14 protein-coding genes are annotated in these 23,325 nt (G+C 45.2%); 3 read left to right on the forward strand and 11 right to left on the reverse strand.

What is annotated here, in order from left to right; all coding sequences use genetic code 11:
• Positions 1-275 precede the first annotated feature (275 nt).
• Entirely contained in the window at positions 276-1,115 is an 840-nt protein-coding gene (locus IOD06_RS08315; RefSeq protein ID WP_194620531.1) for a hypothetical protein, read from the reverse strand.
• A 153-nt stretch (positions 1,116-1,268) separates the two neighbouring features.
• A complete protein-coding gene (locus tag IOD06_RS08320; RefSeq protein WP_194620532.1) occupies positions 1,269-3,395 on the reverse strand; it encodes a YadA-like family protein in 2,127 nt (708 codons plus the stop codon).
• Positions 3,396-3,884: 489 nt separating this feature from the next.
• On the opposite strand from IOD06_RS08320, the gene IOD06_RS08325 reads away from it, so the two are divergent.
• The gene (locus IOD06_RS08325) at positions 3,885-5,051 is read left to right on the forward strand and encodes a MalY/PatB family protein (RefSeq protein WP_194620533.1); all 1,167 of its coding nucleotides are present in this window, start codon (positions 3,885-3,887) and stop codon (positions 5,049-5,051) included.
• A 68-nt stretch (positions 5,052-5,119) separates the two neighbouring features.
• On the opposite strand, the gene IOD06_RS08330 is transcribed toward IOD06_RS08325, so the two are convergent.
• From IOD06_RS08330 to IOD06_RS08340, 3 genes are all read right to left on the reverse strand, one after another.
• Positions 5,120-6,685, reverse strand: coding sequence for an FGGY-family carbohydrate kinase (locus tag IOD06_RS08330; RefSeq protein ID WP_194620534.1), 1,566 nt, complete (start codon positions 6,683-6,685; stop codon positions 5,120-5,122).
• A 154-nt stretch (positions 6,686-6,839) separates the two neighbouring features.
• Positions 6,840-8,498 carry a glycerol-3-phosphate dehydrogenase/oxidase gene (locus IOD06_RS08335; RefSeq protein ID WP_194620535.1) on the reverse strand — a complete coding sequence of 553 codons (1,659 nt, stop codon included), beginning with the start codon at positions 8,496-8,498 and terminating at the stop codon, positions 6,840-6,842.
• A 172-nt stretch (positions 8,499-8,670) separates the two neighbouring features.
• Positions 8,671-10,431 (reverse strand): FAD-binding oxidoreductase, encoded by a 1,761-nt coding sequence (locus tag IOD06_RS08340; protein ID WP_194620536.1) that lies wholly within the window; start codon positions 10,429-10,431, stop codon positions 8,671-8,673.
• Between the two features lie 475 nt (positions 10,432-10,906).
• On the opposite strand from IOD06_RS08340, the gene guaA reads away from it, so the two are divergent.
• Positions 10,907-12,511, forward strand: coding sequence for a glutamine-hydrolyzing GMP synthase (guaA, locus tag IOD06_RS08345; RefSeq protein ID WP_189583832.1), 1,605 nt, complete (start codon positions 10,907-10,909; stop codon positions 12,509-12,511).
• A 241-nt stretch (positions 12,512-12,752) separates the two neighbouring features.
• A complete protein-coding gene (locus tag IOD06_RS08350; RefSeq protein ID WP_194620537.1) occupies positions 12,753-16,568 on the forward strand; it encodes a hypothetical protein in 3,816 nt (1,271 codons plus the stop codon).
• A 106-nt stretch (positions 16,569-16,674) separates the two neighbouring features.
• Here the strand turns inward: IOD06_RS08350 and IOD06_RS08355 are convergent, their stop codons facing one another.
• The 6 genes from IOD06_RS08355 to IOD06_RS08380 all read right to left on the reverse strand — a co-directional run bounded on the left by IOD06_RS08355 (position 16,675) and on the right by IOD06_RS08380 (position 23,277).
• Positions 16,675-17,679, reverse strand: a complete 1,005-nt coding sequence (locus tag IOD06_RS08355) for a YhdH/YhfP family quinone oxidoreductase (RefSeq protein WP_194620538.1) — start codon at positions 17,677-17,679, stop codon at positions 16,675-16,677.
• A 66-nt stretch (positions 17,680-17,745) separates the two neighbouring features.
• A complete protein-coding gene (locus tag IOD06_RS08360; RefSeq protein ID WP_194620539.1) occupies positions 17,746-18,726 on the reverse strand; it encodes a zinc-binding dehydrogenase in 981 nt (326 codons plus the stop codon).
• A gap of 276 nt (positions 18,727-19,002) precedes the next feature.
• Positions 19,003-19,980, reverse strand: a complete 978-nt coding sequence (locus tag IOD06_RS08365) for a zinc-binding dehydrogenase (RefSeq protein ID WP_194620540.1) — start codon at positions 19,978-19,980, stop codon at positions 19,003-19,005.
• 311 nt (positions 19,981-20,291) lie between these two features.
• Positions 20,292-20,930: a GDYXXLXY domain-containing protein gene (locus IOD06_RS08370; RefSeq protein WP_194620541.1), complete on the reverse strand. Its 639-nt coding sequence runs from the start codon at positions 20,928-20,930 to the stop codon at positions 20,292-20,294.
• Entirely contained in the window at positions 20,927-22,129 is a 1,203-nt protein-coding gene (locus IOD06_RS08375; protein ID WP_194620542.1) for a DUF4401 domain-containing protein, read from the reverse strand. Before IOD06_RS08375 ends, IOD06_RS08370 begins: the two co-directional genes overlap by 4 nt.
• Entirely contained in the window at positions 22,126-23,277 is a 1,152-nt protein-coding gene (locus IOD06_RS08380; protein WP_194620543.1) for a DUF2157 domain-containing protein, read from the reverse strand. The genes IOD06_RS08375 and IOD06_RS08380 overlap by 4 nt, the downstream gene beginning before the upstream one ends.
• Positions 23,278-23,325: the final 48 nt, after the last annotated feature.

The following is a 23,325-nucleotide window of genomic DNA, read 5'->3' on the forward strand; positions in this document are numbered from 1 at the left end:
TTTAGGCTTGCAAGAGAAACTCTCTTAAATGGGAGTTTCTTAAGGCTAGATAAGCAGATAATAGCGGATGGCAGGATTGGCTCCCCTTATTCCTGAAACGGTTTCGCATCCTAATCCGAAAATTCTAAACTATTCCCAAACTATCTAAAGCCCCACGCCAAACCCTCAAATCTAAGACCGTAATCTTAAACAACAAAAACCCCGCCATCGCGAGGTCTTATTATTTTGTCTACGATTATTGATTTATAGTGGTATCAACATTGGTAATTGATCAATTATCGAGCTTTTTGGTAGTAATCAACCATCATCGTGCCCAAAGTGCCATTGTCATCGATAGTGACGATTCTGACCGTACCTGACTGTGCTGCGGTACTAGATTGCACTTGTCCAGCATTACCTAAGACGACTTGGTTATTTTTCGCCGCCATTGCTCCGTTACCGATAGCGATGCTATTTATGCCGCCAGCCATAGACTTATTGCCTACGGCTACCGAATTGGCACCTTGTGCGGCTGCCGCTTCACCAACTGCGGTAGAGCGTACGCCACTAGCATTGGCGATATGACCAAACGCTTGCGCGCGTTCGGCAGTGGCTTTTGACTGCCAACCGATAGAGGTTGAGCCTAGACCAGCAGCGTTGGCTTCGCCGCCGACAGCGGTTGCTGAGTTCAGACCTGCATTGGCTTTATTACCGACAGCGACGGTATCATTGCTGCCACCAGCCATAGCGGCTTCACCAACAGCAGTAGAGCGAACACCGCTAGCATTGGCTAGATGACCAAAGGCTTGTGCGCGTTCGGCAGTGGCTTTTGATTGCCAACCGATAGACGTCGAGCCTAGACCTGCGGCATTGGCTTGACCACCGACAGCGGTTGCTGAGTTCAGACCTGCATTGGCCATATTACCGATAGCAACCGTGTCGTTAGTGCCGCTAGACATAGCACTATTGCCTAAAGTAATGGCAGTAGAGTTAGCGTTTGCCATCATTTGAGCGTTTGCAGTAACGGGCTGAGCCTCAGCGCCTGTTGCCATAGCAGTGCATGCAGAGGTGGCAGCAATGGCGAGAGTAAGAGCACTAATTTTCAGCGTTGATTGTAGTAGAAAGTCCATCTTCATGAGTAAATCCTTTTTAAAAGCCCAAAAGGCTGGTTGGTTTGATTAGAGAGTAGGTGCGGTAATAAGTAAAATAGACATACCGCAAGAAACCCCGCAATCGCGAGGTTTTATTGAGTTAAATAGCGATTGGTTGAGTCGATACTTTTGCGCCATTTACCAAGCGAAGGTTACCCCGCCACGTGCTCCGACTTTTCCAGTATCAAGACCAAATCCTGCACCCGCTGAGATCGTCATGCTGTCATTCACGCGTCCAGCAAACGAGGTACTCAGTGCTGAGCCACTATTGTAATAGCCTGTGCCAATGGTCATGGCGTAGCGTTTGCCTGAAGGAATGACTGGTGTCTCGAGCGCTAGCGCCATTGCGATACCGTCTTCCGCTTCATCTAAGCGATCTTCTTGACGGTTGTACTCGTTGCGCAAATCGTTAATTTGTCTCGCATTGCTAACTGAGGCTGTGCCTAAGTTGGCGACTTGAGCATCCGTGTTGGCTAGCTGGTTTGCGGTAGCCAAAGAGTTGACAGAGACGCTAGCGCCTAACGTGCCATTGGCATCAGTAGTGACTATGTTGGTTGCGCCTGACTGTGATCCTGTACTGGCCTGTAATTGACCGGCATTACCTAAGACGATTTGGTTGTCGCTTGCCGCTGTTGCACCATTACCGATAGCGATAGCATTTGCGCCGCTAGCACTAGATTTATTACCTACCGCTACAGAAGAATCACCTTGCGCTGCTGCCGCTTCGCCTACTGCCGTAGAGCGTACCCCTGTTGCTGATGCTAAGTGACCAAAGGCTTGTGCGCGTTCGGCGCTTGCAGTTGATTGCCAACCTATTGCGGTAGACCCTGCTTGAGTGGCCTGAGCTTGCGCACCGACGGCGGTTGAAGAAGTGCCAGAAGCAGTCGTCTGACGTACTCCACTTCTGTCGCCGCCAATGGCAACGCCATCAAGACCCGAAGCGACTGAGTTGTTACCGATAGCGATGGCGTTGTCTGACTCAGCGCTGGCCGCTTCACCGACCGCAGTAGAGCGTACACCGCTGGCATTGGCTAAGTGACCGAATGCTTGCGCGCGTTCGGCCGTGGCTTTTGACTGCCAACCGATAGAGGTGGAACCCAATCCTGCAGCATTGGCTTGACCACCGACTGCAGTGGCTGAGTTCATGCCTGCGTTCGCCGCGTTACCTATGGCAACCGTGTCGTTGGTGCCAGCTGCGGTAGCTGCTTCACCGACAGCAGTAGAGCGTACACCGCTGGCATTGGCTAAGTGACCGAATGCTTGCGCGCGTTCAGCCGTTGCTTTTGACTGCCAACCGATAGAGGTGGAGCCTAATCCTGCAGCATTGGCTTGACCACCAACTGCGGTGGCTGAGTTCATGCCTGCGTTTGCCGCGTTACCTATGGCAACCGTGTCGTTGGTGCCACCTGCCACGGATTTATTACCTAACGCTACCGACGCTTCGCCTTGAGCAGCGGCGGCTTCACCGACTGCCGTAGAGCGTACGCCGCTAGCATTGGCTAAATGACCGAATGCTTGAGCGCGCTCGGCACTAGCGGTTGATTGCCAACCTACCGCAGTAGTACCCGCTTGAGTGGCCTGCGCCTGCGCACCGACAGCAGTAGAAGAAGTACCCGAAGCAGTCGTCTGACGTACACCACTTCTGTCACCGCCGATCGCCACGCCGTCAGCGCCTGAAGCAACGGCAGTATTGCCTATCGCAACCGCATTAGTACCTGAAGCCACGGCATCTTCAGCGCCAGCAAAACTTTGGTCGCCTGATGCGGTAGTTTGATGACCGACTGCGGTAGCCATAGCCCCAGAAGCTTCTGCCTGCCAACCCAAAGCGGTTGCACCTGGGGTGTTCGCTAAGCTTTCGCCACCAATGGCAGTTGTCGAGTTACCTAACGCCTGCGCACCTGCGCGCGAACCATTTGTAGATACACCACCGCCAAGCGCTACAGCATCGACACCGTCAGCTTGTGAGTTTGCACCAATAGCGGTAGCATTTTCAAAAGAGGCAAAGGCGGTGTTACCGATCGCCACAGCGTTTTCATCCGACGCAAACGCATTTTGACCCACTGCGGTGGCGTTGTCGGCAAAGGCGCTGGTGTTCGGGCCACAAGCTAGGGCATCTGTCCCAAAGCTGGTTGCGCCTCCTGTGTCCCCACTGCCTAATTGACATTCAGCCGCCATCACAGCGGAAGTACTCAAAGAAGCAGCGGCAATGGCTAGGGTAAGCGCACTAATTTTTAGTGCTGAGCATGGTAGAAAATCCGTTTTCATAATGCTATATCCTTTTTTAAAAGCCCTCGGGGCTAATTGGTTGGTAGAGGTCAATGTCTATCTTAACGCTCGTCATATCAGCGTACTCCGACGTAAACGACTAAGGCGTGTCATCATTTAGATTGTGAGGCTTAAAATGAGGAAAATTGCAGCCAAACAAGGAAGAAATTGCTGTAAATATGAACATATTGACAAGATTTCTGACGATGTTTGGCAAAATTTAACCATTTTAAGACCACTAAATGTATCCATGTGTTAATTGATGATACGCCCTAGATATTGTTCAGAATTCGCAATATAAATGTAACATTAATGTTTGATAGAAATCTAACTATTGTTAGCATTATTTGCTTAAAGGTCGTTTAAGCCGATGAATAGATAAGTACGGTTGAAAGAGACTAAGACTGCTAGGGCGCGTCCTAATCATTCAAACAGTAAAGACAACGCTATTATCTAGACTATAATAAGTGACCACTATCTGTTAGGAGAATGTCAGTGCTATACAACTTTGATGAGATAATTGATAGGCGTGATACGGGGTCAGTCAAATGGCACTATACCGATGACACGATTCCACTATGGGTGGCGGATATGGATTTTAAGGCCGCCCAGCCGATATTAGACGCGATTGAGCAAATTGCGCAGCATGGCATATTGGGCTATACCAAACCCACTGCGGCTTTGTATAAATCGATTATTGGCTGGCATGGTAGTCGTTATGATTTGTGGTTGGATGAGCAGCATATTTTGTTCTCACCTGGTGTCGTGCCAAGCTTGGCGCTGATGATGAGCGTATTTACTGAAGTAGGGGATGCGGTATTGGTCAATGATCCCATTTACACCCCTTTTATGACTAAGGTGGAGCAAAACGGTCGCAAGCTGGTGACCTCTGCATTAAAAGAGATCGAGGGTAAATATCAACTTGATTTGGCGGATATCGAAGCCAAGATAGTTGAGTATAGGGTTAAGCTGTATTTGCTATGCAATCCGCACAATCCGGGCGGGCGAGTGTGGACGAGAGAGGAGCTAGCAGCACTGCTTGCGGTTTGCAAAAAGCACAATGTAGCGATTGTCAGCGATGAGATTCATCAAGATTTAACCTTACAAGGTCACAAATTCACGCCTTTTTTGACGCTAGCAAAAGGCTACGAACATAAAGTGGTCAGCCTTACCTCTATGACCAAAACTTTTAATATCGCCGGTATCAAAGGCTCGCTGATATTTGCTAAAGATGAGTCACTAATCAAAAAAATCAGCCAACGGCAGCAATTAAATGACGAGTATGAGCTGAATCTATTTGCTTATGCGGCTATGCGTAGTGCTTATGAACAGGGTGGTGAGTGGCTTGAGCAGGCGCTTGGTTATATCGAGTCCAATATCGAATTAACGATTCACTTTTTAGAAGGGCATCTGCCTGATATCAAGGTGATGCGCCCAGAAGCGTCTTATTTAATCTGGCTCGATTGCTCGGCGTATGGTAATGACGATCAGGTGCTTTATGACAAACTGCGAGACGCTAAAGTTGAGCTAAATTCTGGTGTCAAATATGGTAATGAGGGACACCTTAAAATGCGCATTAACGTGGCCTGTCCTCAAGCGGTGTTGATAGAAGGCTTGAATCGTATTTATACAGCCTTAAGTAGTGATGACAGTTAAACAGCAACGCAAGCCATCACTCCTAATCAAGATCAAGATTAAGGTTAGGCTGGCGCAGACGTTTTATCTTATTTGGCAGGGTAGCCAGTAATGTCTTGAATACTATGATACAAGGGCTGTAAGCGCTCGTACATCTTTAAATAGACTTCATTATACAAGCGCTTGTACAGCTGGACATTGGCATCAATGGGTAAGAATTCATCGCCCAAATGGGTCATCGCTTGTGTCGCGGTTAAATGGTCAGGATAAACGCCAAGACCCACCGCACAGTTGATGGCAGCGCCTAAGCCTGAGGCTTCATAAGTATGCGGGCGATAGGCAGGCATGCCAAAAATATCTGCTGTGAGCTGCATGGCTGAGTCACTTTGGGAGCCGCCGCCAGAGACGCGCAAGTGTTTGATGGGCTTGCCGGTGCGCTTCTCAATGGTATCAAAACCAAGCTTAAGCTCGTAGGCCAGTCCCTCTAAGATAGCACGGTAAACGTGCGCTCGCGTGTGCACGTCACCGAAGCCAATGAGCGCGCCTTTGCCCTCAAGCCCCGGATGACGAACACCGGGCGACCAATACGGCTGCATCATCAGACCCATAGATCCTGCTGGAATGTCTTTGACCGCTTGATCAAGGAGTTTTTCGGTATCGATACCTTGAGTCTGCGCCAGCTGCTCCTCGTAGTGAGCAAACTGCTCTTTAAACCAGCTGACCATCCAAAAGCCACGATAGATCATATACTCATGGTTGTAATAGTTTGGCGCGGCGGCGGTGTAGGCGGGCATGTGCTTGAGGACTTCGACGTAATCGGTAGAGATGGTGTTAATAGTGGCAGTGGTACCAAAGCTTAAGCAGGCTGTGTCGGTAGCGAGACCCGCTGCCCCTAGAGCTTCGCAAGCTTTATCGCTGGCGGCAGCAATCATTGGTGTACCCTGTAGAATACCTGTGGCCTCGGCGGCTTGAACATTAATTTGACCGAGCTTTTGACCGGGCGAGATAATTTTGGGCATTTGATCAGGGGTACAACTGAATAAGCGCCATTTTAGATCTGTGGGTTTTAGCCACTTTTGTGCTTTAAAGTTGTAAGGCAGGTAGCCAACCGAATGACCTGTCGAATCAGCGAGTTCGCCTGTGAGCTGATAGGTGAGGTAGGCGGAGAGATTGACATAGTGCGCAGTCTTCGCCCAGATTTCAGGCTCGTTTTGCGCGAGCCAATTACAGCGTGCTTTTTGCTGCGCCTCGGAGACTAGCTCGCCCATGCCAATGATTTTGGTCAATGGGCTTAGGAAACCAATATCATTGGTCTCAGCGCGGCGCAAATCCATCCAGACGATAGCAGGGCGCAGCGGCTGTTTATTCTTATCCAAGCATATCATCGTATAGCGCTGGGTCGCGAGACTGACACCGGCGATTTGTGCTGGGGTGACATCGCAGCTTTGCCATAATTGCTGGCAGGCCTCGCTGAGCTTTTGCCAATAATAGTCGGCATGCTGCTCGGCATAGTTGGGCTGATTAGAGAAATATGGCTCGATAGGCACACGGGCTTTGGCGATTTCAGTGCCGAATTGATCAAAGATAAGCGCTCTGACGCTTTGCGTGCCGTTATCGATAGCTAAGAAATAAATCGGGTCATCAGGAGTGGTCATAGTTGTCCTTAACTATGTGGTGATAATCATAAACGTCAAAACGTGCTACTGAAATACATTTTCCTTGCTTGCTGTGCGACCTCAAAACTCCAGAGGCTGCGCAAAATGTATCCCAGTAGCACTGACCTTGAATATCAACGTAACTTTAAAAAAATTAAGCCGCAGGCAGATGATAGTAACGCTGCCATAATTGTTGATAACGCTCTGCTTCTTGCTGCCACCTTTGCTCATTCCAGCCCAGCTCCTCTTGGCAGATTGGCTTCAATCTGGCGCTAATCAATGGCGTCATTGCGCCGTGCGGTAGTATCAAACCTAAGCGCGTGCGCCGCAATAGTAAGTCATCTAAATGAATCACTTGCTCATAATGCGCGGCAAATCGAATCTCCGCCCAAATGGTATTACTATCGGTGACATAAGCCAAATCATCGTCATGGGCGAGTTCAAGCAAGCTGTCAAGTTGCCTGCCGTAAAACCCTTTTAAGCGCTGTTGCATAGGTTTTGGTAAAGTCGCAAATTTAGGATTGGTTGGGATTTGATTGCTAAAAACTTGATCGCTGTCTAGGTTGTTGTTTTGAATAACTGACTCATCAAGGGCGAGCACTTCTTGACACTTTTTAAGGACATCAAGCGCAATGAGGCGAAAGGTCGTGAGCTTACCACCGCTGACGGTCACTAGGTTGTTATCTAGCCACACGCTATGGTCGCGTTTTTCTTTGCTCGGACTGACGCGCTTACCATCGCCGCCTTCTGATATCAGCGGCCGCACGCCTGCCCAAGTGCTGATCACATCCTCTCGGTTTAGGTTGACGTCATCAAAAAGATCGTTGGTCGCGGTCAACAGATAATCCACCTCTTCGCTGGTGATGCCGACCTCTTCATCGCCTAACGGCGGATGATCTAAATCGGTGGTGCCAAGGACGGTGCAGTTCTCCCAAGGGAAGACAAAAACTGCTCTTTTATCGACAGGGTGCAAAAAGGTATAGGCTTGCGTAAGCGGTAAACGCTCTTGGCTAACCACCAAGTGACTGCCGCGAGACGGACGAATTTGCTTATTAAAAGTTTGTTCGGTTTGTTGGCTGGCTTGCATCCGTAAGTTATCCGCCCAAGCGCCCGTCGCACTGACCACGACTTTGGCATGAACGTTATAAGTTTGAGCGTTGTTAGCTATAGAATTTGAATCAGCGGTATCTTTTAGCGCTGCCCCTATTACTAAGCCTTGCTCATTAGTGAGTAATGACTCAGCTTTTAAGTAGTTAATCGCCTGCGCACCGTCATGTATGGCTTCGTCCAGCACGCGCATCACGAGCCGCGAGTCATCGGTCACGGCATCACTAAACTGACTGGCACCTAAAAAATTCGTTTGCTTGATATGAGGATTAAGACGCAAAAAAGCGTCCTTTTTAAAGTAGGTAAAATAGCGCTTGCCTGCCAGCTTATCGTAGACGCGAAGCAAAGTATTAAATATCCATGGCGGTGGAAACTTGCCTTTATAATGCGGCATAACGAAATGCATCTCGTTGACCAAGCCGCCAGCCTCACTCAGCATGCGCTCACGTTCACGCACGCTAAGCAAAGTCGTTTTATAGTCGCCTGATGCGATGTAGCGCAGCCCACCATGTACCATTTTACTAGAGCGGCTGGACGTGCCCCAAGCAAAGTCTTTTTGCTCGATAAGTAATACCGCCAAGCCGCGCCGCGCTGCTTCGCGGGCAATCCCAGCACCGGTAATACCGCCGCCAATAATGAGCATATCCCAAGGTTCTGAACGTGATAGAGCGGCTAAAGCTTGCTGACGTTGTTTGGTTTGGTTCATAGATGATTCATCTTAGTTATCCATTGATATGACATAGGCAGTTTTAAACAAAAAAGCGTGATGATTACGGTGTGCGACAGCAATAGTTTTTTCTTGCATGCTGTGCGCTTCGCCAGATAGAGGTTGCGTAAAAAATATTGCTATAGCACTTATCGTTTATCTTTTTAAGCAATCACTTTTCGAGCAAAACACCCGGATTCATACGTTGTTCAGGGTCTAAGCTTTTGATCATATCACTGGTAACTTGTAGGCCAAGCGCGCCTTTTTCAGCGCCAAGATAAGGGGCGTGATCACGACCAACGCCATGCTGATGCGATATCGTGGCTGTACCATTAGCCAAACTAACACTGGCGGCATGTTTGATTTTTTGCCAGCGTTTTAAGGTAGCAGCGTGATCTTTTGCCGCTCTAAAGAAGTAAGTGGTATAAAGACTGGCACCTTGCTTATAAACATGCGAGATATGAGTAAAGGCCATCACTTCTTCGCCTTCATCTGCGAGCGAAGTTTTCACCGCATCCTGCATCTGCGCCATTTGCTCATCGATATTAATCCAGTTGGTCGCGGTCTCAAAGGTATCGACCATGATGCCTTTTTCCCACAACGTACCACGCAAATAAGGAAACTTAAAACGCCCATGTGCCCAGATATTGCCCATGATATCGGTTAGCTTACCAGTGACACTACCGTGCTGCTTTAGTAGTTTTTTGAACTGGGTAAGTGCCAATTTATTCTGTGCTTTGTCACCTGAAACGCCATAAGTCAGCATGACTTTATCTGAGCTGAGTCCGCGCGCTTTTAGATAAGTGCTAATAGCCAAGAATTGACTAGGCGTAGTGCCCAGATGTAAGTGAGCGTCAGTCTCAACCGCATTACTTAGACGTAGCATAGACAGACGGATATTACTTTGCACCGCTTGTTTTAATACGGCTTTACCTGCTGCCCAATTGGGTAAAAAAGCAACTTTGAATAGCTCTTCTTCTGGTTGTGACTGTACGCGCATTTTGACTGTCGTAAAGATGCCAGCACGACCTTCGGTGCCCATCATCATCTCACGCAAATCAGGCCCTGCCGATGACGCCGGAATATCAGCAATATTTAGCACACCTTGCGGCGTGACAAGTGTTCCGCCCGCAAACATTTGCTCGATACGCCCGTAGCCCAACGATTGCTGACCACTAGAGCGCGCGGCGATCCAACCGCCAAGGGTTGACAGCTCCCAAGACTGTGGATAATGTCCTAGACGGTAACCGTGCTCGTCCAATTGTGCCTCAACCGCAGGCCCTTGCGTACCCGCACCAAAGGTTGCGATTTGACTCTCATTATCTAAGTCAATCAGCTGATCCATCTTGCTCATGGCAACGGTCAATACGGCACGCGAGCCCTTTTGCGGATTAATATGACCGACGACTGACGTACCGCCACCAAAAGGAATGACGATAAGATCATGCTCTTGGGCTAATTTAACTAATTGCTCGACATCATCAGTCGATTCAGGGAAAGCGACACCATCAGGGAAGACTTCAAAGTCGCCACCGTGCATAGCGATCCAATCGGGGAAGCTTTGCCCACGCGCATGTCTGAGCCTGACCTCTTGATCGATAGATACCGTATCAAGATCGGTAAGGGCGGTAGGCAAGCGCGATTTGGGCACAGTTTTGAGCACTTGTTGCAAGCTCACAGACTTTAGCTTATTGGTTTTGCCGATGTGCGATTTGATCAATTTTGCGCCATGTGGCGAGACTTTTTTATTGATACTGACATTGCCCCAACCATTCCAGCGCGTTTGCTCGATGGGGGTATTTAAGGAGGTATTATCTTTTGAGACGCTATCTACACTGATGTTATCGATATTTTTATTATCAGAATTTACGGTGATAGGTTCAGACTGGTCAGATTTAGGACTTTTACGGATAAGGGATTTGATTTTGCTCATAGAGAGTTAGCCTTTCGATTTATTATATAGTCAAATCCTATATAAATCGGATGCGAGGTCAGGCGCGCTCAGTCTACTATCCTGTAGACACTTCACTCGTCTTCCTTGTATCCAAATTATCTTGAACCGACTATCACTTTTTATTTAGGTTTGGATTGAGATCTGGTGTTAATTATTAGAGCCAATTTAGCGACCGCTCAATGTCTGGTAATGAGCGTGAGCTAACGATACTAAATCTATCGCATTAAAGCCAAATTGCTTATCATTCGAGCATATCACAATATAAACAAAAATTTTATAAGTACTCGTCATTTGTATAATAAAAAATTATCGTCTTTGGCGAATAATCATCAATATTCACTAATAATTATCGATAACCATCAATAATCGCGAACAATTACGCATCTAATAGCCAATAGAGAGCGTAAACTTGTTAAAATAGGCCACCAATTTATTTATTGATGGACATCGATTTATGACCACTGCCGCTGCCACTTCTGCAATACCGACTATCAAGCAAGACCGCATTCTTATCCTCGATTTTGGCTCGCAGTACAGCCAGCTTATCGCCCGCCGTGTGCGCGATTCTGGGGTGTTTTGTGAGATGCTACCCTTTGATATCGACACTCAGCGCATTACTGATTTTGGTGCCAAAGGCGTTATCTTGTCAGGCGGCCCTGAGAGCGTACACGCAGAGAATAGCCCGCGTATCAACGATGCGGTGTTTGACTTGGGCGTACCAGTACTGGGTATTTGCTACGGTATGCAAGCGATGGCAGATCGTTTTGGCGGGCAGGTTCATGCCAGTGATATCCATGAGTTTGGTGCAGCGACGATCAACATCAATGGTACCTCGACCTTGATCGATGGTATCGAAGATGCGGCTGGTACGCTTAATGTTTGGATGAGTCATGGCGATAAAGTGATTGAAGTCCCTGAAGGCTTCGATATCGTCGCCAGTACGCCAAGCTGTCCGATTGCGATTATGGCCAATGACGACAAGCAATATTATGGTCTACAGTTTCATCCAGAAGTGACCCATACCTTGCAAGGTCAAGCGCTGCTTGGTCGTTTCGTCCATCAAATCTGCGATTGTGCAGGCGACTGGACGCCAGATAATATCGCTGATATGCGTATCGCCCAGTTAAAAGAGCAAATCGGTGACAAGCAAGTATTGCTAGGTCTATCAGGCGGTGTCGATAGCTCAGTGGTCGCAGCGTTATTGCACAAAGCTATTGGCGATCAGCTTACCTGTGTATTTGTAGACAACGGCTTGCTGCGTCTGAACGAAGGCGACCAAGTGATGCAAATCTTTGCAGAAAACATGGGCGTTAAAGTCATCCGTGTTGATGCAGAAGATTTATTCTTAAACGCCCTAGCAGGCGAGTCTGATCCAGAGAAGAAACGCAAAATCATTGGTAAAACGTTCATCGACGTATTCGCTGAGAGCGCGCGTCAAGTGAGCGAGCAGAGCGATGGTAAAGTCGTTGAGTTCTTGGCGCAGGGTACGATTTATCCTGATGTCATCGAATCTGCGAAGTCGCATCAAGGCAAAGCCCACGTGATTAAGAGCCATCATAACGTTGGCGGTTTGCCAGATGACTTGGCGTTTAAGTTGATTGAGCCGTTACGTGATTTGTTCAAAGATGAAGTCCGCAAACTGGGTGTTACTTTGGGTCTACCAGCCAAAATGGTCTATCGTCATCCGTTCCCTGGTCCGGGTTTGGGTGTGCGTATCCTTGGTGAAGTGACCAAAGAGTATGCGGATATCTTGCGTCAAGCCGATGCGATATTCATGGCAGAGCTAGAAAAATCAGGCTGGTATGACAAGACTGCACAAGCATTTGCCGTATTCCAACCGATCAAATCGGTCGGTGTGGTCGGTGATGGCCGCCGCTATGCGTGGGTGATTGCGTTACGTGCAGTTGAGACCGTGGACTTTATGACGGCTCGCTTTGCGCATCTGCCGTATGATTTGATTGAGACGGTATCGAACCGCATTATGAATGAAATCGCTGAAGTATCGCGTGTGACTTATGATGTTTCGAGCAAGCCACCTGCGACGATTGAGTGGGAATAACATCAAACTAAAAATCTGATTAGCGTCGTCAAACTCGTTCAGCCTACTTGATGTAGTGCTATCACTCGTTTTCCTCGCTACTCAAATTTTTTGAATTGATATACAGCTTATCGTCAATAAAAAAACACTCAACTTGGTTGGGTGTTTTTTTATACAGAGAATTTAATTCAGGAAGGTTAAATTCTATATATAATAAATAAAAAAGAATGCCATTAAATAATTGGAAAATGAGAAGCATAAGATGAAAAGCTTGGAACTCACTGTTGAAGACATTACATCATTGAATGATGGCGACTTAAGAGAACTAATTGGACGCTTGTGCGAAGCTGAGTTTTTGCAGCAGCAATTGCCCTTAGCTGATGTAACTTGGGGAGGCGCACAGGAAGCAGCCGATGGCGGACTTGATGTGAGCGTTGATAGTAATAGCCGATTAAGTCAACCTAACTTTATACCAAGAAACTGTACCGGCTTTCAAGTCAAAAAGCATTCGATGGGGAAGGCAGCTTGTCATAAAGAAATGTTAGATGGGAGTAATCCTAAACCGATTTTGTCAGAGATTGCTGATAAAAAAGGCGCTTATATCATTGTTAGTGGTAAAGATGATTGTTCCGATAAGATGCTGAAAGATCGCTTAGCCAGTATGCAAAAAGCTGTCGGCTCTCTAACTAACAAAGATGATTTAAAGCTCGACTTCTATGGTCGAAGTCGCATCTTGTCATGGTTGCATATTTACCCAAGTGTGACTCTATGGGTTCGCCAAATAATTGGTAAACCCTTATCTGGTTGGACATCATTTGGTAGATGGGCTGCAACACCGATCGCTGTAGAAGATGATTTTATTACTGATGATCATCGTTGTATAAGCGATAGTAGTTCAGGTAATCAAAACTCGTTAACAGTACTTGAAGGTATTAATGTAGTTAGAGAAAAGCTTCACTCTAGTGGTAGTGCTATTCGTATTACAGGCCTTTCAGGCGTCGGTAAAACTCGGTTTGCTCAAGCTTTATTTGAATCAGAAGTTGGAAATGAGCCTCTTCCATATACTAATACGATTTATGCAGATTTAGGTAATGATCTAGCCCCTTCAGCATCGGAAATGATTGACTATCTTATTGCTAACGATAGCGATACTTACATCATTCTTGACAACTGCCCTCCTGAAGTTCATCGAACCTTACAGAAAAAAGTAATGGCAAGTAACACGCAGATCAAACTGCTATCAATTGAATATGATATTTCTACTGACAAACCAGAAGAAACTCATGTTATACATATTGAACCAGCTAGTGAAGGTACGGTATCACTACTTTTGCAAAGGCGCTTTCCTAAATTAAACAAAACGAACTCCAATAAAATTGCAGAGTTTTCTGGAGGTAATGCAAGAGTTGCTTTAGCTTTAGCTGATCAAGTAGATATTAACGAAAATTTAAGTCAATTATCAGATGAAGAGTTATTTAAGAGACTTTTTCACCAGAGAAAACAAGTAGATGTTAGTCTTTTAGAAAGTGCAGAAACACTCTCTCTAATTTACTCTTTTGACATTTCAAATGAAAATAATGAACTGTTAGCGTTAGGTCGTATTTCAGGTATCGAAAGTAAGACCCTGTACCGTCACCAAGCAGAGTTACTTAGACGGCATATTGCTCAAAAGCGTGGTAATTGGCGAGCCGTCCTTCCTCATGCCATTTCTAACAAACTTGCTAGACGTGCATTCGAAAACCTTCCCATATCTCAGATTAACACTGAGCTATTTAAAGAAGAAAATGAGCGTTTACTCATGTCTTGTGCTCATAGAGTCAGTTATTTGCATGACAGCTTAGAAGCTCAAGCACTAGCTGAAAGTTGGATACAAGAAGATGCGCCATTATATAACCCCTCTATATTTAGTCCTATTCACCTAAAATGTTTTAGCTATATTGCTCCCGTTATTCCTCAGGCAGCACTCTCTCTACTCGAACAAGCTTGCCAAAACGCTGAGTTTGCCTCTCGAAATAACCCTAACTTTAATCAGTTTGTTGGGCTCTTACGTCAACTTGCTTACGATGATGAGTATTTCAATCGTGCTGCCAACCTTTTACTTAAGTTTGCTGAGACTGAGAAACATGGTGAGAGAAACAATAGCATTGTTAACTGGATGGAAAACTTGTTTTCTTTGTATTTATCCGGGACAGAAGCGACACCGAGTAAACGACAAGCATTTATTAGAGATCTTTTTCAATCATCTAATCCCAGATACTATGAGATTGCAAAGGTGCTACTCAATAAAGCCTTGCAAACATCTTCTTGGAGTTCTTTTGCATCATTTGAATTTGGGGCACGCAAAAGAGGAATGGGATGGCAACCTTCTACTCAGGAAGAATGGAAGGACTGGTATTCTGGATTAATAGATATTTTACAGGAGTTACTACAGTCAGATAATTGCATACATATTGATATAGCAAAAAAACTCATTGTCTCCAATTTTAACGGACTTTGGATTAATTCTAGATGTTGTAGCAAGCTTGAGGATATTGTTAAAAACTATGGCAAAGACGGCGTTTGGCCTAAGCTATGGAAAGAAATTAAAAGTACTAAGGATAACTTTACAAGTGACTCCGATAGTAAATCACTTAGATGTTTGGAAGTGCTAGAAAAAATTTCTGCTCCAAAAGATATTGACACAGAGATTCATGCCTATATATTTTCTAACACTTGGGATCATATAGTATATAACAGTAACGAAAATACTTCTGACTATGGAAAAGAGATTATTGCGAAAGTAAAATCTTTAGGAAAAGAAGCTGCTCAAGATATTAGTCTTATTGAAGGCTTAGGGATTGATTTATGGCAAGAAAGATTTGATTCATTTATTCCTTTTGGTGAGGGACTTGCTTTAGGAAGTTCTAACTTAGTAGAAACATTTAAGTATCTAATTAATATTATCCAAAATGTACCAGTTGAAGGTTTGAACTCTTCTGTTCTACATGGATTTATTAAACAGGTATATGAACATGATCCTAGTCTCGCACGTATTATGCAAGAGTCTACTCTTGAGATAAGTAACCTAAAAGAACATTTTGTCTTCTTGCTTTGTAGTACGCCACTGGAAGAATGGAGTATCCAAAAGCTTATCGATTTAGCGACTAAGCAGGAGATTAATGCATTTCAGTTCAAGATGATCGCCTATGGTCGCACTCATGAAGCAATAAGCGACAATGAGTTATCTGAGTTATTAGATAGAATAATAAGTATGGAACAAGGTATATATGCAGCTATAGAAATTCTTAGTATGCGTTTTTTTAGAGATAAGAAAAGCACCTATCAATCAACTGCTGCTATTTTTTCAGTAGGACGTAAGGTTATCAGGAAAGCGGTTGCTATAGGTGGTTTAAGAAATTTACATACGTACAGTTTAGAAAATACAGCTAGTTATTGCTTAGATTCATCAGTACCTCAGAATGAAATAAGCGATATATTAGATTTGATCAAAGAGGGTATCGAAGAGTATCGTATATCTAGAACAGATATTGAACCACTTATGATTGTACTACTCAAAAATTTTCCAGAGCTAGTGCTTGAAACCATACTATCTGACAGTGATCAGTTTTTAGAACATAACTCGATTTATCAGCAGTTTTTTAAATACTGTAATGAAGTTTCACTCAATATAGTACCTGCTCAACGACTTTTAGACTGGTGTAATAACGATCAAGCTAAAGTTCAACAAGTGGCAAACTTACTTGATATATATACTCCAATAGAAGAACCACTTTTCCCAACAGTGGATAAAAGACCTGTCGAATTAAGCGGTCATATAAAAGCTTTTTTTTACACAGCTAAGGACAAAGACAAAATAGTTGAAATCATATATGACAAGATAATGCCAAATGGCTGGTCAAATTCTCTCGCAGACGTTTTGGAATCGAGAGCCAGAGCTTTTTCCGAATTAAGCAACCATGCTTCTGTAGAGATACAGAAATTGATTGAAGAGAAATTAGCCTTAGTTAATCAATGGATACAGAAAGAAAGAGAAAGAGAAGCACAAGAGCATAACCAACGTGAACAACGCTTTGAATAATATAGTTTTTTTAACTCAATATATACTAGAGTATTAATTGGCTAAGAAAAAGGCAGCACCTCAAAAGAGATGCTGCCTTTTATTTATAACACTAATTCTTAAAGACTTAGCCCTTCACATTCACCACATAACGCCCAACCGTCTTGCTCGCCATAAAGCGATCTAAGTATTCAGGTGTTTGCTCAAGCGTAATCTCTTCAGCATACTTTTCGAGATCAGGCAGTTTCATATCGGATGAAACACGCTCCCAAATAGCCTTTTTATCCGCCAGTGGAATATAGACCGAATCGATACCGAGTAGGGATACTGCACGAGTGATAAACGGCATGACCGTCATCGAAAACTCAGCGCCACCCGCCAAACCACAGCTAGTCACCGCGCCGCCCGCTTTGGTTTGCTTGAGCAAGTTAGATAGATAATCACCACCAATTGTATCGATAGCATTTGCCCATAGCTCACGGCCGACAGGCTTGTTACCGATTTCATTGATGGTATCACGATGACGTACTTCGCTTGCGCCCAATGCCTTTAAGTGCTCGCTTTGCTCTGGCTTACCTGAGAATGCAATCACGTCATAGCCGAGCTGCTTTAATATCGCGATACTGATGCTGCCCACGCCGCCCGTTGCGCCTGTGACAGCGACTGGGCCATCGCTTGGTTTTGCACCCATTCTTTCTAACTTTTGCACACTTAATGCTGCGGTTAGGCCGCCCGTACCGTAAATCATCGCTTCTTTTAATGTCAGCGACGACGGGCAGGGAAGCGCCCAATCGGCAGGGATAGAAATCATCTGCCCCAAGCCACCATCGGTATTCATGCCGAGATCATAGCCAAAGACCACGACTTCTTGCCCCTCTTTAAATGTGCCAGACTTATCACTGACCACGACGCCTGCCGCATCGATACCAGGTGTGTGCGGATAGTTTTTAGTGATTCTCTTATTACCTGATGCTGACATCGCATCTTTAAAATTTAACGATGAGTAATGGACTTCGATCAACAGATCGTTCTCAGGTAAATCGCTGACGTTACGAGTTTGAATGCTTTTATCGAATTTGCCATCGCTGGTTTCTTCGACGACTAAGGCTTTAAAGGTTTTATTATTAGACATTATATTATTCCTATTTTATTGCTTTTATATTAAATGTACTTTAAACGAATCTCTTAAGCGAGTAGCTTAAGGCTTAATCAATACTTTGCCTTTTTTGCCAGATTGTACCTTACCAGATACCGCTTCGTTAATATTGTCCAGCGTATAAATTCCGCCTGTTGGTAGCTTTAACTTACCGCTAGCGGCGCGCTCGATAAGCTCTTTTATTAAACGGCTCTTATTATCTGCATCCATCTTTTGCATCAATGCACCGCCCCAAAATCCTTTGAGTGTCGCTTGCTTAAAGATGAGATGAGTCGGATTGAGCGCGAGTGGCTGACCAGACATCGCACCCACTGCTGCTATGATGCCGCCATGACCGAGCAAGCTTAGTAAGTCACCACCAGACTGACCGCCGACAGAGTCGACCGCACCGCTAATTTTTGCATCGCCGATAAGTTGACGGACTTGATCTTTCCAGTCGTCATCATCGCTCACCACGTTGTTTTCGGTGATACCAATCTCGGTCAGCTCGTTTGCTGACTCTTTACTACGCACGACGTTGATGGTATTGATACCGCGCTCAGCTGCCAACATCGCAAGCGATTCACCAACTGCGCCATTGGCGGCGTTTTGAATGACCCATTGACCTTTTTCTAGTTCTAAAAACTCAATGAGCATCAAGGCGCTCATCGGCATGGCAATAAGCTGCGCGGCCATTTCATCATCGATGGCGTCCGGTATAGGGATGACGCTGCTGGCAGGCGCGGTGAAGTACTCGGCCCATGTGCCTTCGACACCGGTGACCACCACACGTTGACCCGCTTGCATACCTTTGACGCTAGTGCCGATAGCATCAATAGTACCCACGGCTTCGCTACCAGCAAGAGCGGGCAGTTTTGGCTTGGTGCCATATTGGCCTTGGATAGTGATGAGGTCGTGGTTATGGATGGAGGATAAAATAGTCTTGATACGGACTTCGTTTTCTTTTGGCTCTGGCATTGGGCTGTCAGTGATCGTTAGTACGTCTGACGGTTTGCCAAATTCGTTGTAGGTTACGCTGCGCATACTTATATCCTTTTTTATTGTTAGATAGCTATCGTTAATTATTAATCTTTAAATGATGGTGATTAATCACTCATCAACCTTAACAAGTAGGGCTTGATACCCGCAACCTGACTTTGGTAAATGAACGTTGCCCGCTGTTTATCAATATACTACTAGGTAAGTTATAAGCGGTAAGCTATAAAAAACTGCTCATAAAAAATGACAGCGCTCTCACTGTAAAGAACGCTGCCATTATCAATAAAAGTAAGGCTGGCTAAATGGCAAGTTAACGACAGTTTAAGGTTTTAGCAGTACCTTACCTTTTTTGCCTGACTGCAATTCGCCATCGACCGCTTTGGTGATATCAGCCAAATCAAAAGTGGCTTCGACAGGTAGCTTTAATTTGCCATCTACCGCCCGTTCAATGAGCTCATTCACTAGGCGCTGCTTATGCTTCACGCTCATCTCTTGGCTGAGCTTACTGCCCCAAAAGCCTTTCATTATGGCTTGTTTAAAAATCATATCAGTAGGATTGATGGCCATGGGCTTACCTGACATCAGACCAAAAGAGGCCAAAGTACCATAATGACCCAGCAAGGATAATAGCTCGCCACTGTTCTCACCGCCGACGGAATCAACCGCTGCACTGATAGCCTCATCACCGACGATATGACGGACTTGATCCTGCCAGTCTTCATCTGAGGTGTTGATATTGTTTTTGATCCCCAACGCTTCCAATTCTTTTATTGCGTCACTACTGCGCACCACGTTAATGGTTTTGATACCGCGCGCCGCTGCCAGCATCGCAAGCGACTTGCCGACTGCGCCATTAGCAGCGTTATGGATGACCCATTGACCCGGTTGTAATTCTAGGAATTCAATCATCATTAGAGCGCTGAGCGGCATCGCGATAAGTTGCGCAGCCATCTCATCGTTCAGACTGTCGGGTACAGGAAATATCATATCGGCTGACGCTACGAAGTATTCCGCCCACGTCGCTTGTACGCTCGCTGCTGCCACGCGCTGTCCGACTTTCAAGTCTTTGACTTCACTGCCAACCGCATCGATGACACCAACTGCTTCAGAGCCACCAATCGCTGGCAATTCTGGTTTGAAGCCATATTGACCGCGAATAGTGAGCAGGTCATGGTTGTGAATGGAGGCGAGGGTGGTTTTGACGCGTACCTCATTGGCTTTGGGTTCTGGAGTAGGACTGTCGCCTAAACTGAGGACTTCTGTTGGTTTGCCAAATTCGTTATAAGTTGCACTACGCATAAGGTATTCCTTTATTTATTTTTGAGTGTAGTCAATCCTATATAAATCAGATACAGCGTCAGGCTCGCTTAGTCTACTACTTGTAGTACTTTCACTCGCCTTTCTTGTATCCAAATTATGTTGAATCAACTATATTTTTTGATTATGTATAGGGATTGGTCATGGCTGCTAGGGCATGTCCTCATATTAAAAATGAGGATGCGCCCTAGTCATAAGCCAAGATCTACAGTAACAAGGGATGCTTAAGTACCTCAATATTACTTTGGTTAAGTGATGTTGTTGCTTACTCTTATTTGAATGTTCAACACACCCTAACTTTTAGGATTATTTTGTATTGCCTCATTTTCAACACTCTTAACTTCAGGCTCAATCACTTTAAACACTCCATCAACCATATCTGTGAGTAGCGGCTCGCCCTTATCATTCACGCGAAACAATCCATACTCTGCCATCTCAAACGCCTCAGCGTGACCTTCTTGAAAGAAGAAAGCGTTGGTCGCCAGCTTCAATTTGTTATTGCGCACGCGATAATGAAGCGCCATTTCATTCGATGCTAGATGGTTAGGCTTAGTATCGACTAAACGGCTGAATGTACCGACGTTATTTTCATCTAAAGTGACGATGACATAGCCTTCACTAGCATCAATATAGTATTCGTTTTCTGGAAGTCTCTCGTTTAATTGGTCAAACACATCACGCTCTAACGCATAGCTTAAGGTCATATAATCGCCTTGCATAAAGCCGCGCGGATCAATGGGCGCAAGCTCTAATAGCACGGTATCACCAGTAGCCAAATGGGTCTCAAACTTTGCGACATTAATGGTCATTATGGCTAATATTATAATCAAACCCAGTAGCGCAACGCTGATGGTGAATGTACGCTTTTGCCACCATGGTAGCGGCTTGGCTACAGACTTTTGCCCTAGCAATGAATCATTTTTTTTATTCATGACAAGCGCTCCTTCTCGTTAGCCACCAATGCTTCACCACCCCCTTTGCTAATCCCTTTGCTAATCCCTTTGCTAATCCCAAAATAACGTTTAATCAGCAGCCAGCGCATCAGTAATAAGCCGATACCAATGGTGAGCATCGAAGCGGACTTCAATAGCAAGGACGTATCAAGCTGATAATAATACCAAAAGACATAGCTCACCAACGCCACTATGCCAAGCCCTAATAGCACCCGCTGGCTATTGGCAATCGCGATGACGATGATAAGGCTGGTCGCGAGTAATCCTGAGACATAGATTGACATAGCACCTAATATAACGATGGCAAAAGCGATGATGACTCCTGCCGCTGACAGCCGTTTGACTGAATAGCGTTTAAGGATAAGCAAAGCAGCATAAAGGCTGGCGAGCGTTAGCAAACCTTGTGCGAGATAGTAGTTGTAGCTAAAGGTATCGCCATAACTATCAAGGCTATCAAAACTGCCTCCATATTCAGCCGTGATAAAATAGACCGAAACGCTGAGCAACACCAAAGCGCTGGCATAGGAGAGCGCTTTGCTAATATCAAAGGCAGCCAACCGCCATTTAACAGAAATGCGCTGTAATATTGAATAGCGCTGTAAGTTGGCAACGGTAGTCATAAGCGCCAGTAGCCCTAAGTTTAACTCCGGCAGGTGATAGAAGTTGAGTAGATAGATTACACAGCCCAGCGCTACCATAGCGCTTAATAGGCGGTAAATAAAATTGGGCATGACGATGGTCATAAATAGCTGTATAAATAGCAATATGATTACATTTACGGGCTGTTCAATCTCATTAGTCAATAAGGCAAAGGCGATATAACCTTGACCAGCGATAGTAATCGCAAAGGCTAAGCTGTTCCAGAATGGGCTATGACGTAAATGGGCATTATAAAATAAAGACCAGCCAATAGCGCTCAATATGCCGCCAGTAACCAATACTCCAATGATACTGTCAAAAATCTCAGTCTCAAATAATATTAACGTCAAAAATCCAATGAATAATAAACTGGCAAATATCCCACTAAGACCAAAAAGGATGTTGATAAACCAAGGAGTATGCTCTCCAGATTCAGTCTGGTTTAACAAGCTATCGTTCCCATTTTGCTCGTTAATAAATCCGTGCTGTTGTAATAGCAAAAGGCGACGACGTTGCTCATCGTTCATATCATTAGTCATAATTGCTCCCCTTTAACGGTGGTATGGGGCAAATTTTTCTCGTTTTTAAGACGCGCAACTTTGCGTAGCCAGACGACGGCATAGGAGCTCATACCGATCAGTACCAGCCCTAATAATAAGAAACCGCCAGCGTCAAAATTGCTCAGCAGTGCTTTGCCTAAAATAAAGACAACAATCGCAATCACTGAGCCTGACAAGTAAGTCAACATCAGCAAATCAGTCGTACGCTTGCGGAACCGCCAATGCATAAACACACACCAACCTAGCCACAAGGAAACCGCGACTAAGAACAGCAGAATATTTTTATTATCAAAAAAAGTGCTTATCGTTAGATAAGTGATGGTATACGTACTGAGTAGACCGACGACATAGGTACTCCAATGTAGGCTGGATTTGGCGGCAGTATGGAGAGTGGTTGAAGAATTGAATTTGCTATTGGTAGTAATATCAGCAGTAACGCTAGAAAGGCTCAAGTCAGAAAGGCTTAAATTAGATGTCTTTAAATTAGAAAGCCCTGAATCACGTTTGTCTTCAAAGCAGATCAGCCATAAATAAAAAGCGATAAAATTAATAACTGTGATTACGGTGAATTGCCAAAAGTCTTGGTAATAGTAATCTATGCCAAAAAACAATGACGTATCGATATAAAACAAAGTGACAGTATTAATCAGCCCAAGCCACAGCAGCCACAGCGCAGGGAAACGGGCGATGATGACCCACGGCAAGATTAATACTGCCCAGCCAAAAAACAGCTGCCACGTATCCGCACCGGTCTGATAGACCTGCCCAAACAGCGCCAATAAACTACCCGTAATAATACTAGCGATGAGCAATAATAGTTGGCGAATAAAGGCAAAGCGCTGACGAAAAGACAGCGCTACATAAAGCGCGATAGTAATGGCCAAAGCGCCTTCGACTAAGGCGAATTTACCCATTTTGCCCATGTATAGCCAGTTGTAGGCGATAAAGAAAACCAGCGAAAGTACCAACGCTATCCCACCGACAATCAAAAGCGCTTTATCAAAAAATTGCAGCCATGTGCGCTTACTGGGATAAATGTCTAAAAGTAGTGCTGCGGTATCTGCCTTTTCTATAGGAAGTGTACCTTGGTTGAGCAACTGCTCGATTGTACGCCTTGATTGAGTCATAGTGCCCTCTATATAAAAACGGTGTGGCTTATCTTAGCTGTTTTTATA

It is taken from the genome of Psychrobacter sp. N25K4-3-2 (genome assembly GCF_015351755.1).
Taxonomy (GTDB): Bacteria; Pseudomonadota; Gammaproteobacteria; order Pseudomonadales; family Moraxellaceae; genus Psychrobacter; species Psychrobacter glaciei.